The 13,673-nt window shown below is 59.3% G+C and carries 16 protein-coding genes; 4 read left to right on the forward strand and 12 right to left on the reverse strand.

Annotated features, from left to right (window positions below; translation table 11 throughout):
* Window positions 1-2: 2 nt before the first annotated feature.
* The 12 genes from hrpT to BLR20_RS07280 form a co-directional block, all read right to left on the reverse strand.
* The gene (hrpT, locus tag BLR20_RS28055) at window positions 3-206 is read right to left on the reverse strand and encodes an HrpT family type III secretion system protein (protein ID WP_025990807.1); all 204 of its coding nucleotides are present in this window, start codon (window positions 204-206) and stop codon (window positions 3-5) included.
* A complete protein-coding gene (gene sctC, locus BLR20_RS07230) occupies window positions 203-2,308 on the reverse strand; it encodes a type III secretion system outer membrane ring subunit SctC (protein WP_032612077.1) in 2,106 nt (701 codons plus the stop codon). The genes hrpT and sctC overlap by 4 nt, the downstream gene beginning before the upstream one ends.
* Window positions 2,301-2,741 carry a hypothetical protein gene (locus BLR20_RS07235; RefSeq protein ID WP_010427595.1) on the reverse strand — a complete coding sequence of 147 codons (441 nt, stop codon included), beginning with the start codon at window positions 2,739-2,741 and terminating at the stop codon, window positions 2,301-2,303. Before BLR20_RS07235 ends, sctC begins: the two co-directional genes overlap by 8 nt.
* Complete coding sequence (locus tag BLR20_RS07240; RefSeq protein ID WP_010427593.1) at window positions 2,728-2,949, reverse strand: hypothetical protein; 222 nt, start codon at window positions 2,947-2,949, stop codon at window positions 2,728-2,730. Before BLR20_RS07240 ends, BLR20_RS07235 begins: the two co-directional genes overlap by 14 nt.
* A 112-nt stretch (window positions 2,950-3,061) precedes the next feature.
* Entirely contained in the window at window positions 3,062-3,634 is a 573-nt protein-coding gene (sctL, locus tag BLR20_RS07245) for a type III secretion system stator protein SctL (RefSeq protein ID WP_050549112.1), read from the reverse strand.
* Window positions 3,612-4,172, reverse strand: a complete 561-nt coding sequence (locus BLR20_RS27730; protein ID WP_054994551.1) for a hypothetical protein — start codon at window positions 4,170-4,172, stop codon at window positions 3,612-3,614. Before BLR20_RS27730 ends, sctL begins: the two co-directional genes overlap by 23 nt.
* Window positions 4,169-4,999, reverse strand: a complete 831-nt coding sequence (gene sctJ, locus BLR20_RS07255; protein ID WP_032612075.1) for a type III secretion system inner membrane ring lipoprotein SctJ — start codon at window positions 4,997-4,999, stop codon at window positions 4,169-4,171. The genes BLR20_RS27730 and sctJ overlap by 4 nt, the downstream gene beginning before the upstream one ends.
* A gap of 11 nt (window positions 5,000-5,010) precedes the next feature.
* The gene (locus BLR20_RS07260) at window positions 5,011-5,385 is read right to left on the reverse strand and encodes an EscI/YscI/HrpB family type III secretion system inner rod protein (protein ID WP_010427586.1); all 375 of its coding nucleotides are present in this window, start codon (window positions 5,383-5,385) and stop codon (window positions 5,011-5,013) included.
* Between the two features lie 20 nt (window positions 5,386-5,405).
* Complete coding sequence (locus BLR20_RS07265) at window positions 5,406-6,386, reverse strand: hypothetical protein (RefSeq protein ID WP_010427584.1); 981 nt, start codon at window positions 6,384-6,386, stop codon at window positions 5,406-5,408.
* 93 nt (window positions 6,387-6,479) lie between these two features.
* Window positions 6,480-6,761, reverse strand: a complete 282-nt coding sequence (locus BLR20_RS07270) for a hypothetical protein (protein WP_010427582.1) — start codon at window positions 6,759-6,761, stop codon at window positions 6,480-6,482.
* Window positions 6,762-7,020: 259 nt separating this feature from the next.
* Complete coding sequence (locus tag BLR20_RS07275) at window positions 7,021-7,929, reverse strand: sigma 54-interacting transcriptional regulator (protein WP_010427580.1); 909 nt, start codon at window positions 7,927-7,929, stop codon at window positions 7,021-7,023.
* A 524-nt stretch (window positions 7,930-8,453) separates the two neighbouring features.
* Window positions 8,454-8,939, reverse strand: coding sequence for a Rap1a/Tai family immunity protein (locus tag BLR20_RS07280; RefSeq protein ID WP_143009981.1), 486 nt, complete (start codon window positions 8,937-8,939; stop codon window positions 8,454-8,456).
* Between the two features lie 209 nt (window positions 8,940-9,148).
* Here BLR20_RS07280 and BLR20_RS07285 point away from each other — a divergent pair, with 209 nt between their 5' ends.
* The 4 genes from BLR20_RS07285 (at window position 9,149) to BLR20_RS07300 (ending at window position 13,505) form a co-directional block, all read left to right on the forward strand.
* Window positions 9,149-9,391, forward strand: a complete 243-nt coding sequence (locus BLR20_RS07285) for a hypothetical protein (RefSeq protein WP_054994549.1) — start codon at window positions 9,149-9,151, stop codon at window positions 9,389-9,391.
* A gap of 42 nt (window positions 9,392-9,433) precedes the next feature.
* Entirely contained in the window at window positions 9,434-10,546 is a 1,113-nt protein-coding gene (locus BLR20_RS07290) for a hypothetical protein (protein ID WP_235810027.1), read from the forward strand.
* Window positions 10,547-10,917: 371 nt separating this feature from the next.
* Window positions 10,918-11,406: a CesT family type III secretion system chaperone gene (locus tag BLR20_RS07295; RefSeq protein WP_010427572.1), complete on the forward strand. Its 489-nt coding sequence runs from the start codon at window positions 10,918-10,920 to the stop codon at window positions 11,404-11,406.
* Between the two features lie 224 nt (window positions 11,407-11,630).
* A complete protein-coding gene (locus BLR20_RS07300) occupies window positions 11,631-13,505 on the forward strand; it encodes a hypothetical protein (protein WP_143009982.1) in 1,875 nt (624 codons plus the stop codon).
* Window positions 13,506-13,673 lie beyond the last annotated feature (168 nt).

A 13,673-nucleotide genomic window follows, 5' to 3' on the forward strand; every position in this document is an offset into this window, starting at 1 on the left:
TTTCAATCCTCCAGAGGCACTCGAGTAAAATCGACCTGTTCATCCCCCAGGCCGAGACCGTCGCGCATTTGCGGCGGCCACCAGATAACAACCTCACGGTTAGTGGAGGTTGGCCGATCACATGCCTCCCCGGTGCATCCGGAGTGACCAAAGGATGAGCAACCGGCCAATATCAAAACAGTGACAGCAAGTACCAGAGCCTTCATGGCTGGCGCACCTCCGCGGCAGTTGTCAGCAAGGAGCGGCGTGATGGCGCACCGCTGTTGACCTTGGGTGGTCGCAAGGCAATGAACACCTCGGCCTCGCCACCAGGTGGCACCCAGGCGTTGGGCCAGACACTCACACCCACCACGTAGCGCCCGCCACAACCGGCTTCATCGACGCGTTGCGGTTTGTCGGTGGTATTGCGCACCAGAGCCACTGCGATGCCGAACCCCTGATCGCTGGCATACCACTGGGCGCGACGCGGATCGAGCTGCAGCGCAGGATTGCCGTCACACAGTGTCTCCGGACGCAGCGGGATCGAAGCACTGGTGAATCCGGCAGGAACCGTGCCGCGGATCATTTCACTCAGGGCATTGCTGACCACGGTGCGGTTAGGCTGCTCGGCACCCTCGCGGCGTTCCTTGATCTTGTTCAGACGGTCCTGCACATGATTGGGATTGCCATAGTCGATATAACGCATCGGATTGACCTGATCACCGACCAGGCGCGGGGTAAGGATGAACAGCCGCTCGCGATTGGACTGGCCCCGCTCGCGTGCGGTAAACAGCAGCTTGCCCAGAATCGGAATGGCGCTCAGGTACGGCACTTTCTTCGTCCGCTCGTTATTTTCATAAACGTGGAAACCACCCACCACCAGCGAGGCTTTCTCGGCGATGACGGCCTGAGTGCTGACGTTGCCACGCCTTACCGATGGCTGCTCGGCGCGGATATTGGACTCCTCGATCTGCCCGTCCTCGATGTCGACGACCAGCTGGATCATCTGGTTCTTGGCACCGGACGCGGTAATCGAGCGGGGAATGACCTGCAGACTGGTGCCTGCGGTCAACGGCTGGAAGTTGGCGACCCGTTCGCCCACGGCTTCGAGAATCTCGGTCTGGCTGAAGTCGATCACTGCAGGCTGGTTTTCCAGGGTCAGCACCGATGGATTACCGATTACCGTGGCCGACCCGTTGCCTTCCAGGGCACGCAGCCCGGCAAAGAACTTGTCCTGATCCTGGACGAACATGGTTGAGCTGCGGCCGTTCTCGGCAATGTTCGCTCCGCCGCTGAAGTTGCCGGCGCTCAGCCCCCAGTTGCTGGACAGTTCGTCCATCTGGCTGCGGTCGACGTCGACGATGATCGCGTCGATTTCGATCACATTGCGCGGTTTGTCCAATTCCTCGACAAGATCCTTGTAGATCGAGCGGCGCTCGGGTGCGTCGTAGATCAGCACGGCGTTATTGCGTACGTCGGCCTCGACCCTGATATGACTGCGCGAACGACTGGAGCGCTGTTCATCTTCGCTCGGAGGCTGGTAATTCTGGCCGGCAAACTCGCTCGAACGGGAGTCATCGAATAACTGCGGAAAGTTGCTCGCATCAGCACCGAAGCCACCCATGCCTGCCATCGGCAGCGTACCGGAACGCAACGCATCGGCATTCAAGGCTCCGCCGCCGAGCGACGAGGCACGGCGTTCGAGCAGGTTGCGCAGCAGCGTGGCAACGCCATCGATTTTCAGGCTTTCGCCGCGATACTTGATCGGTCTGTCTGCAGCGTTGGCGAAGCGCAGCGGCAGGTAAATGACCTCCTGCTTTTCATCGCGGCTCTTCTGCTTCTTGCTGAAATCCTCGATCAGCTCGACATACTTGCGCGGGCCACGCACCAGCACCACGCCCTGCTCGGGCAACGCACCCCAGCCGAAACGCTTGTCCAGCAGGCCGACATCGGTCAACGCCTCGCTGAGGTCGTCCACGGATTTCTCGTCCACTTCAATACGTTTCGACTGCTGCTGGTCGAGTGGGCTGACATACAGGCTGTTGTTGTAAACGAACCATTGAAACTTGTGCTCAAGCCCCAGGCGGTCCAGAAAGGCTTCCGGACTTTCGCTGCGCATCCGGCCGTTTACGGTGCCGCTGATTCCCTCCGCCTCCAGCTTGACGCCAAAGCTTTCGGCGAAGTCGTTGAGCACCTGGCTCAGCGGGGCATTCTTGGCGTCATAGGCATACGGTGTATCGCGCCATTGTTCCGGTACAACTGCCAGGGTGGGCGTCGCCCAGAGCATCGCAGCCATCAAGGGCAGGCAGGTCCAGGCTGTTCTAGCCATTCATAAGTCCTCTGTGCAAAAGTCCCAGGCCCAGCGAAGCCTGAATGGCTGGTCGGCTAGCGGGTTGGCGGGGTGCCTGCTCGGCAAGTACCTGAATCCAGGCGGCTTGCTGATTGGCCAGGTTTTCTACCGTGGCGATCAGGGTCGAGGTGTCGGCATCGGCGTTCAGCCAGCGCACCAGACAGGCTCGCTGTTGACGGCTGTCGTAAGCGAGGGCAATAGGGTCGTCCCCCATCAGGCTGGCCTCGGCGAGGCGAAGCAAAGGTGCCAATTGCTCGTTTTGCATACCAATGCGCCCAGGCAACGCGACGCGGCAGAAGAAACCACCACGGTTCTGCACCTGGATGCTGACTCCGTCCACCCAGCATTCGAACAGCCCGCCAGCCTCGAGGCGGCAGGCTTCGAGCTGAGCGTACAGCTCATTGGAAGCCATCGAGCACCGTCTTGGTCAGGCTGTGCTTGACCTTGAACGCCTGGTTCATGGCGAAGTTGGCCGAAGAGGTTTTCATGGTCTCTTCAAAAATAGCCTGCATGTTCTCGACACTGGGGTCGTCGGCGGCGGCTTTGGTCACCGACTCATAGCTGCGATTGGCTCGCTCGTAGTTGTTGTCCAGCCGTCTTTCCAGGGCGTTGGTCGTCATGGCGCGTTCTCTCGAAAAAGGATGACAGTGATGAGTGGTCGCGCCGCGGAAAACGGTTCCGTGACCCGTCACATTGATCATTTTTTTGAAAGCTGCGTCACGCGGGAGCCGTTCAGGCAAGCTCAAGCACGCACGTGCGCAGGCGTTCCCAGTCGAGGCCGAAATCGCCCTGCTCGGTGCTCAGCAACAACGTGCCGGAAGCGAGGCCGGTATCACGCTCCAGTTGCCAATGCGCTCGGGGTTGGTGCTGCAGCCAGGCCTCGACGGGTTCATGCATGTCCACTGCACAACGCAAGGTGGCACGCACCGGCCGGGACTGGCTCTGGTCAAGCTGACGTACCAGCGCCAAGGCACGTTGTTCCTGGGGAAACTCGTCCAGCAAGGTCTTCAGGGTCTGGCTCAACAGGCCTTGTGCCTGCTCGACCAGCGCGTCGCGTTGTGCCTGACGTTCAGCCTCCCAGTCACCCAGAAAGGCATCGGCACGCGCCCAGAAATCTGCTTGAGCCTCGGCAAGCATGCGCTCGACTTCAACCTGGGCATCAGCGAGCAGCGCCTGCGCTTCAGCGCGAGCGCGTTGCAGATATTCACTGGCCAAAGCCACATCACTGAAACACTCACGACGCAACAAGGGCTGGGCCAGGCTGGGAAGGTTCGGGTCAAGGCTAAGCTTGCGGCGAATGAACATGAGGTTCCTCCAGAACTCGTTGCAACGCGGCACGCCAGAGCATATCCAGACGTCTGGGCTCGTTGCATGGCTGCGGCTCGATAGCCATCGCCATAGCCCGTGGCCATAACAGGCGCAGACGCTGCCACTGCTGCTCGCCACACCATTGGGCCAGCAATTGAAGAGGCTCAATGTGCTCGTCGGGCAACCAGCTGCCGGGACGCAGCGCCTTGGCAATACTGCGACACCAAGGGCGTAAATCGTCATTGGGCAAAGGCCGGGTGGCGCGCGCGGTACACAGGTGTTCAACGACCGCGAGCACCGTCTCTCGCTGCTCGCTTGCCTGAATAAGTCCCACGATCAGCGCATCGGGCAGCAGCGGACTGCTGGCCTGTACGCCAAACGCCGTACCCAGATGATCCGGGTGTAGCGATGAGAGCAGAACAAACTGGTCATTACTCAACTGACGCTCGCCCAGCACGCTGGACCAGCTGGGGTCAGCCCACTGCCAGGGGCGCAGCCACCATTGCAGCCAGTAGTGGGCCAGCGCCTGATTCATGTGGCGCGCTCGCCCGCTGGAACGACATCGGTCCCCGGCGCGGGGGGTGCAGAACGCCTGCCGAGAAAACCGAGCAACGTATGACGCAGGGCCGGACGCAGCCAGAGCGCCAGACCGGCGAGCAAGACAAAAATCCCCACAGCGAGCGCAACACTCCACGCCTTGAGCGAGCCAAGCTGCTGTTCGGGCACCAGAAACGGGCCGAAACTGACCAGTACCTGCTGCTCCTGGTACGCCTGGGCGTCGACAAACACCACCGAAAGTTTTTCGGTGTTATCCAGAGCGCCCGCCATACCCGGAATACTGCTGGACACCATGCGCCGGATTCTCGGCAACACCGTGTCCGGGTCGAGGCTGGCGGCATGCTTGATGAAAACTGCGGCAGAGGCCGGCTGCACTGGCTCACCAGGCGCGACACGCTCGGGCAATACCACGTGCACACGGGCAACGATGACCCCGTCGATCTGCGACAAGGTCGACTCAAGCTCCTGAGACAAGGCGTAGATATAGCGGGCCCGCTCTTCCAGAGGCGTGGAAATGACCCCTTCTTTCTTGAAAATTTCACCCAGGTTGGTACGCGTACGTCTCGGCAGCCCCGCCGCCTCCAGCACCCGCACTGCGCGGTTGATATCGCTGGCCGAGAGCAGCACGCTCACGCCTTCCTTGTTGCTGCGCTTGGTAGCCTCGATGTGCTTGCTCGAAAGCTCGGCGATCACGTCGTTGGCATCGTTCTCCGACAGCTTGCCGTGCAGCTCGATCTCGTCGCCGCAGGCGCTGAGTAACAGTACCAGCCCGATCATGCCCAGATGTCGCAGAAAATGCCTCATCAGCCCATCCGTCACTGCATGTTGGTGAGTTTGTCCAAGGCTTGCGAACCCTTGCTGATCATTTTTACCGACAGTGAGGTTTGCAAGTAGTAGGAGCTCAGCGCCCGGCTGGCCTCCATGAATTTCATCGGGTCCGAGTCCAGGGAGGCTTCACGAAGCGCCTTGCCGGCGTCCTTGGACATGTCCTCCAGAGACAGGGCCTTGCGCGTGAGCGGGTTCATCACCTGCTCGGAGAAGCTCCCCGCAGCCTCGGTGGGCTCGGTCTTCTGAAGAGCAGCCTTGAACCAGTCGGCATCGCCGCGAGTCGCGGAGCCCTCTTGCTCCTCCAGTTCCGGCTTGAGTGCCGCGGCGGAGGCCGAGCTGTTATCCAGTTTTCCAATCGACATATCGACCTCCGTCGCGGTTGTCAGCTAAACATTTTGTCCATGATTGATCCGGCGGTCTGCGAGGCATCCTGGCTCAGAGCCTGGCTCTGCGCGGAAGCCCCACCCTGAGTGCCGCCTTGCATCAGCTTGAGGAAGTCCTCGGCACTGAGGGTGACGCTCACGTTGCCGCCGCCGAAGTTTCCACCACCAGGACCGCCAGCCGATCCGCCACCGCCGCCTTCACCAGAGGAGATGGGCAAGCCACTGTTTGCCAGCATGCCCGACGATGACGCAGAGCCACTGGCAGCGCTTTGGCCCAGCATATTGATCGCATCCTGAAAGGCGCTGGCCTCGGCGCTGTTGAGCTTGAAGTCAGGATTGCCTTTGTCATCGACCTCATTGAGTTCGTCAGACCACGACTTGGTGTTGCCGTCTGCGTCATGCGGAGAACCAAACTCCTCGGGATGCTGATCCATGAACTGCGCAACCTCTTCGAGGATGGCTTTGTCCTTTTCGTCAAACGTGGCCCCCCCCGAATTGGAGGCTTCATCAGAAGGTTGCAGCAGGCTGTTGAGCTTTTCCTGAGCCAGGCCGCCAAGCAGTTTGGACAATATGTCTTCACCGCCTGCGCCGCTACTGCCGCCCGCCCCCGCGCTGCCACCGAGCAGTTGCTCGATCATGCCGCTCAAGGCTTCCTTGAGTTCTTCCGGCGACATGTTCTGCACCGTAGAGGCGCCTGTGCCCTGCGCGGCGCCCTGCGCACCGCTGCCTGCGCCCATCTGCTGGAGCATCGAACCGAGGGCTTTTTCAAGGAAATCGGAGAGCATTTTGACCAGCGGGTTGTCGCTGTTGACCTGACCCTTGTCATTGGTCATCGACTTGACCAATGTGTCCAGCGCGGCATCCAGGGTCTGTGGGCGCTCACTTGCGCCAGACGCGTTCGTGCCGAATCGCGTCTGCGACTCGTTGCCGAGGCCGAACGACCGACTGTTATTTTCGATATTCATGGGGGAGATAGACATGCCTATACGTCCTCTGATGATCAGGCATACAAGAATGACGGCGGCGTCGTGGCAAACCTCGCAACAGGCTTGCCAAGCCGCCGCCAGACGCGATCAGTAGCTGATGGAGCCGACGTTCTGCGAGACGTTGTTCATGTGATTGATGTCGGCTTTCTGGACCATGCTCTGCACGGCGTTTTCAGCTTGTACCTTGACGCTTTCGCGACCGGCATTAGTGACCTTGGAGTCAGCTGCGCCCGTGGCGTCGGACAAGTTCTCGGCGTTCTCGGAGGAGCGATCGGTCATGCCACCGTCACTGCCCGCGGTCATCGCGCCGAACGCGTTGGAAGCACTGCCAATAGTGTTATTAATGGAGTTAAAAAGATTGCCCAGCATAATGCACCTCAGCTTGTTGAATAGCGTGGGAGATTCAGGCCTGACACGGTTGGATCGTCAGTCCTGATCACTGAGTGGGCACGAGGAAGAAAGCAGTTCCACTTTTAACGAATTGATTAGTCGGTGACTGACGAATGAAGTCGTTGGCGACGGCCGCCGCAGTGAGCGCCAGAGGCGCGCAACCATTGCAGATACTGGCTGCAGGGCCGGGATCGAAGGTTAAAACGGTATTGAGAACCGAGTCGGATAAAACGAGGCGTCAGGCTGAAAGGCTTTTGATGCGGTGATAAAGAGTGCGACTCGGGATGCCCAGTTCGAAACTGGCCGCCTCGACACTTTGCTGATGCCGCTTCATGGCTTCATCGATAAGAATCCGCTCGATGACCCGCAACTGCGCCTTCAACTGCAAGGGCTCCGGTGAACATGCCTGGGCCAGCGGCGCAAAGCCCAATACGAAACGTTTGGCACTGGACTTGAGCTCGCGGATGTTGCCGGGCCATGAATGAGTCAGAAGTTGCTGAGTCACCGCTGGCGTCACCACCGGTGCGGGACGCCCAACCAGCATGGCTTGCTTGGCCAGGAAGCGATTGAACAGCGGGATGATTTGCTCGCGACGCTCGCGCAGCGGCGGCATCTGAATGCTGACCACGCTGAGGCGGAAGTAAAGGTCGCGGCGGAAAGTACCCTCTTCCACCAGTTGCTCCAAGGGACGTTGCGACGAGGTGATCACGCACATGTCCACCGGGATGAATTCGGTCGATCCCAGGCGCTCCACACCTCGGGTTTCCAGTACCCGCAGCAGCTTGGCCTGCAATGACAGTGGCATGCTGTCGATCTCATCGAGGTATAGCGTGCCCCCCTGAGCAGCCTCGACATAACCACTGCGTGATTTGCTGGCACCTGTATAGGCACCACTGACGACACCGAACAGTTCGCTCTCGGCCAGACTCTCCGGAATGGCAGCGCAATTCATCGCGACGAACGCTCCGCGTCGTCGCGACAGACGGTAAATCTGTCGAGCGAGGGTATCCTTTCCCGTGCCGGTTTCACCGACCAGCAACAGGTCGATATTCAACGGAGCCGTATTGGTAGCCAGGTACTGCAAGTCAACGAAATCGCCAAAATAGGCAATATCCTTCAGGTCCGCTTCGTACTCACGTCTATCCATGTGGGATACCCTCTTCGCACAAACGTCCGGTGTCTCGGCCTTATTGGTATATAATTTGCGCTTGACAAACTACAGAGGCCGCACAAGTAAAGTGATTGCATTTCTAATGACTTTCCTCTCCCTGGTTACAACGGGAAGGCAGTCAGAGGGGATGCGGTATTTTCGAAAAGTCCGCTCATCCTAGACCTAGGCTTCACGAACTAAGTTCCCGGGAAGTTATAGTTAGCGCTTTTTTAATGCTGTTAAGCCCGTAAACACTGGCTTACTGCATGTGCCGACCCAGAGCCTTCAAGCACTCTAAAAACGACACTCACCTACTGTTTGCGACACAGCAGATCAGGGTGACTGTTAAAAGTGACATTTTTATGAATGCACTTCACACCAACAACTTAACTCTCATAATCATGTACGCGCATCACATTAACTGCGCCACCACTACTGTGCCATACGGTGTGAACCTGTTCAAAGTTTATAAACTACAAAATAGTATTGTTGCCCGTGAAAAGGAGTATTGGATCGCTCCACTAGTGTTGGCGTCGACAAGGCCATCGGGCAATAAACGCAGCGGTCAGGCCGACACTTGCCGGTTGGTCCAGCATCTGCAGATGCGTCAGCAGGTAGGCATTGACGGTTTGCACGACCTCACCGGCATCCACGCCCTCCTGACTGCAGAACAACAAGCCTGCATTCGCATCGTAAACACCCTGAACGTATCCCAACGCCTGCATCTGGCCGGCCGTCAATGGCCGTCCCTGCCGGATCTCGCGTAACGGTTGCTGCAGGTCGTGCCCGCTGAAAAAAGCGCCGTGGGCAGAAGCACACAGACTGGCCAGCACAAGCCCGCCGGCGAATCGCATCGAGCGCATCAAATGTTTATCGCCTGCGCTGCTGGCCACAGACCTTTCCGTACGCCCGCGCGAAGGCTTGTGCACGTACTGCGCACGGAAAAAACTGCCAGGCACCATCGGGTCGATCTCGTCGTGATCATGACGCTGTGTGGTCGAAGCCACCAAACCGGTTCCATGTTTTGTGCAAAGTTTTCTGAAACGCGTTTGCAAGGAACCGATTGTCCCTGCGCAGCCACACATCCCTTGCCCACTTCACCCGCGGGTCTTCAAGCATCAACCCCTACCGGCAACCTCGAATACGCCCGCTGCCCGGCAAGCGGCCATCAGTGGGCTGGAGCACCGCCAATCGATCATCCGTTCGGAGAGAGCACATGAAATTACCTGGACTCAGCAGCTCGCCACCCAAAACCCCTGACGTCACACCGAATGCTACAAAGCCTGAAGCCAAGCCCAGCCAGGACGCCAGCAAACCGGCCGACACCCAGAACAACTCCGGTAACGGCGGCAACAGCGCCACCGGCAATTTCAGTAACGTGGCTCAAGGCACAGGGTCATTGGCCAGCGGCAGTGCGTCTCTGTATCGCGCCGACCAAAGCAGTCAGAACCAGCCCTAGGCGACGCAGGGCAATCAAGGCGCTCAAGGCAGCTCTGGTGGCGTGAGCTATGGCAGCAACAGCGGTGGCTCGATACCGCCCTCTCTGCAAAACAACACCTCCAGTCAGCAGAGTCAGGGGCTGAGCGGCAGTGACGGGCTGTCGAAACTGCTCTCGCCACTGGCGAAGATGCTGGATAAAGTCCTCGGCACCATGCTCCAGCATTCCGGCGATGGCTCAAGCATGCAGTACGTCGGCGGCAATGCGTCTGCGCAGAACAAACCCACCCCTGACGTAGAAATCAACATCCAGCTGGGCACAGCAGGTCGTAACAGCGCCCAGCAAGCCGCCCCCTTGGCGCAATTGCAGCCTGCTGCAACTCCGTCCAGCGCGACCACCACCGCAGCACCTTCGCAGGTCACCGGCGACGCCGGCGCGCAACCGGCAGCGGAGAGCGAGAAAGACACCTCCACCAAGCCGACCGAAGCCACCGGCAGGCCAGCCGGTGACACCCGTAGCGCCGAGGAAATCATCGAGGCCAACCCTATCCTCGCCAAACTGGGCGATCAGAAGGACATCAACCGTGAGGGTGCCTACAAGCAGCTCGGAGACTGGACGGAGAATAACAAGGACCCGGAGGCACGGGCCGACGCGGCCTATAACGCTGCACGCGTGCTCAATTACATCGATGCCTCGCACGGCGCCAGTGGCAGTGATCGCGGCGACAAGGCAGGCAACGGCGACCTGGAAGGCATTACCGACGACGGCGATGCACGGCACGGAACACCCGCCGGCAACTGGAAGGACTTCACAGAGAAAGGCTATGGCGCACTTAAGGATGATCACCGCCTGGACAAGACCAATGACACCCACGTGAAAGCAGATGGCAGTACCAAGAATGATCTGCCCTGGGCTGCAGGCGAGGCCGGCAAGGCGCTGTGGTTCATTCCCGGCTTGAGCAGAGTGTTGACCGGTGTCGGCGATTCGGACGGCAGCCTGGGCGGGATGATCAAGGGTGGCATCGAAGGTGGTGTAGAAACGGCCGTGGACGCACTCGAAGGCATTGCCCGCGGTGGCAAGAACCCTGCAACGGCGCTCTTCGGGGCCTATACCGGGGCCTTGGCAGGCAACGAGGCGGCCCCTGAAGAAGTACGCAAGGTGGCTGGCATGCTCTAAGCCGCCTCTCTGGCTTCAAGCTTTCTGGCTTCAGGCACTGTCCCCTGCCGCGCATTTCGCTGGTGTAAACATGCGCGGCGGGTCTTGAACCTGCCAGGCAGGTACGGCATCACTCCTCATCGTGGCCGTTCGTCACGACCTTCGTTACAGCGTGCGCATCTCGATACATCGCCCCCTGCCTGCACGCAGGCACCGTAACACCCCACTGAACAGATCCCCCTGCACGGCATTTTCGGCCGAACGGACACCCTTGTCGGGAACCCGTTGTGCACGTGCTGCCACTCACTTTTTAACGCTTGCCCTATGGCTGCCTGGCCTGGACAAGCGATTGCATCGCAGCACCCCATCCCTAGCTGAGGACAATAATAATCATGGCTATACCTCATCAATATCGCCGGCTGCTGGACGAAATCCGCCAGTTGGCCCTCTTGCCTGAATCCATCCTGTCTCATGAATTGACGCACCTCACCATTCGCGGCGTCGACTTTTCCATGTACCCGGTCGGCGACCAGCAGCAAGAGCACGTCGTGATCCATTGCGAGCTTGGCGCACTGCCCGACAAGCGCCGCGAAGAAGTGCTGATCCGCCTGATGGACACCAATTTCCATATGGTGAATTCCGCAAAATCCGTCACGTTCTGTCGCAACGAGCAAAGCGGGCACATGATGCTCAGCGCAGCACAGCCGCTGGCTGATCTGTCCGGCAAGGCGGTTCTCGATCAGATGGGCTCGCTGGCCGACTACGCACTGGCATGGCGTGAGCATTTCTTCCTCGGCGACAGCAGCTCAAAACAGCGGACGACGGCAGCGCCAGCGCCGCAACCGGCACGCACCGTACTTTCGCAGAGGGCCCTCTCATGAGTCCACTCGGCATTGGCAGCTCAAAGCAAATCGGGCGCGTACAAACACCTGAACACGACAACATCGAACTGGCCAAAGTGCAGGGCGTGAAAACCTCCAGCCGAGGCCCCGTCGATCCTCACCAGGTGCCTGGCGACCTCCAGCAGACCAGAAACAGAGCTCCTTTCAGGATGTCGTCACAGCTTGCAAGAGATGCGACGAAGCTTGCCAAAGGCAAGCAGAAAATGAGCGCTGATCAATTGCGCCATCGTATGCAGGTCGAAGGGCGCTACCTTGCCGAACGCATGGCACATGCTGAACAAATCGGAGAACCCGAGAGCGGTTATGTGAGCTTTTCCCATATCGCTGCGGGGCTCGGATCGGAGAACTCGATCGCAGACGAAATCGACCAGGCCAGCGCGCAGTTATCCAGACAGCTTGAGGAACTCCTGGCGGAGCCGGCCAGGCCGGATCAGAGCAACATGCAGCACATGACGGGCCTGCTCAAGGACTTGCTCAACGCCCAATCCAGGCTGTTTGCCGCACATGCCGCAGAGTATGAAGAAGTGCGCAGGATGCCGAACCTTTCCACGGAAGACAAAGCAGATATCCTGCGCAGCGAATTGAGCTTCGCGACTTACGCAACCAACAGTGCCGTGCAGATTCCAGCCATGGTCGACAAGGCACTGGACAAGGCCTCGGTGATCGCCGCCTCACTGGACACACTGGGGCAACCCGAAGAGGCGGCACAATGGCACGCCACTGCGAATGAATTGAAGGAAGTCCAGAAGGATATTTCCTCCGACTTCAAGACGGCGATCGATCAGGCCAAGCTCTCGCTGGTGCTCAAGCAGTATCAGGACACCAGTTCCGACTGGAAGAACCAGGGGCGCGCCTTCATGGGTCAGGGCCTGCGTCAGGCGGGCCTGTCCGGCTTCGCACTCGGAGCCGTCCGCGCGTTCACACTCGCGGGGATGGCAAATCACCCCGTTGCCCAGGTGTTCGGCGCAGGCCTCACTACCGGCATCGCCCACGAAGTCGGCACTCAACTGCTGGCCACGGCGATCCTGGAAATAGTCGGAGGGGCAACACGCCCCATCAACAGTGCCGAGGTTCTGCCAACGCCCAACAAACTGGTCAGTGAAGACGGTCAGGTCCGCCCCCGCAATGACGAAGAAATGAAAAAGGAAATGGACCTGGTCAATGCGATGCGTCAGGAACATGAGCAAAGCAAAAATGCCAACAAGACAGGCTCTCTTCCCGGCGAAGCCAAGGCTTGGGCGTTTTTTTCAGGCGTTCAGGGCGCGCGTGCCGCTATCACCAGTGATATGGACCTGACGGCGTTTCAGGACGCAGGGGCGGTAACGCTCGGTTCCATTCTTGCCGGATTTTTCATGGGCGGAACCCACGGCGCGGACGGACTGAACGCGAAAATGACCGATCAGTTCGGACGCAAACTGCATGCGCACACCATGAAAGAGCCTTCCGACAAACCAACAGGAGCCCGAGTGAAAAAAGCCGTTGACGATGGCTTGGCAAAACTGAATCCTTTTGAAACGGCCAATCGCAAGGTGTTCGAAAACAAAGTGGCAGCGATGATTGCCGCTATGGGTTACGCCAAGATACTGGACCCCGCTATCGACGCGGTATCTGGCAGCAGTCCCGCCATGAAAGCTGGTTTGACCGGTCTTGCTGCAGGCGTGCAGTCGGCCATGCTGCTGTCTCAAGCCTGGGGAGGATTCGGGTTGGGGGCACAGGTGACGGCCGACAAGAAGGCACTCGCCACCGAGCGTGACAGAAAAGCGCTGGAGCAAGGCGGAACCGCCGCACCAGCCGGGCCTCGAAGTTATGAACGACTGCGCACGGCGTTAAACAATACCACCGACCCGGGACGCGAACACTTCACTCATGCGACCAAGGCCGGCACGTTGTCTCGCAAGGCGGAAGATGCCTACGTGAGGCTTCAGGGTGTGGGCGAAATGGTCGAGGCGCTGGTCACCGACACACTGGAGGACGGTCCGGGATTGCTGGCTGAAGCGGGTAGCAGTGTAAAAAAAGCCTTCAAGGGCAACAAGGTAGAGGCCAGCTCATCCGCGCAAGGCGACACCTCGAAAAAATAGGCACAGGACCTGTACGCAGATGACCCTGAGCATCTGCGTACAGGTTTCTGAAGCCACCTGCGCCAGAGAAAGGGCTTGCGTGCAACGCGCCGCTCCTCCCCCTTTTCTGCCCTTGCCGGACCTGTTCGGCAAGGGCATTTTTGGTTACGATCCCTCCCCTCGCCGATA

This window comes from Pseudomonas congelans (assembly GCF_900103225.1).
Lineage (GTDB): Bacteria > Pseudomonadota > Gammaproteobacteria > Pseudomonadales > Pseudomonadaceae > Aquipseudomonas > Aquipseudomonas congelans.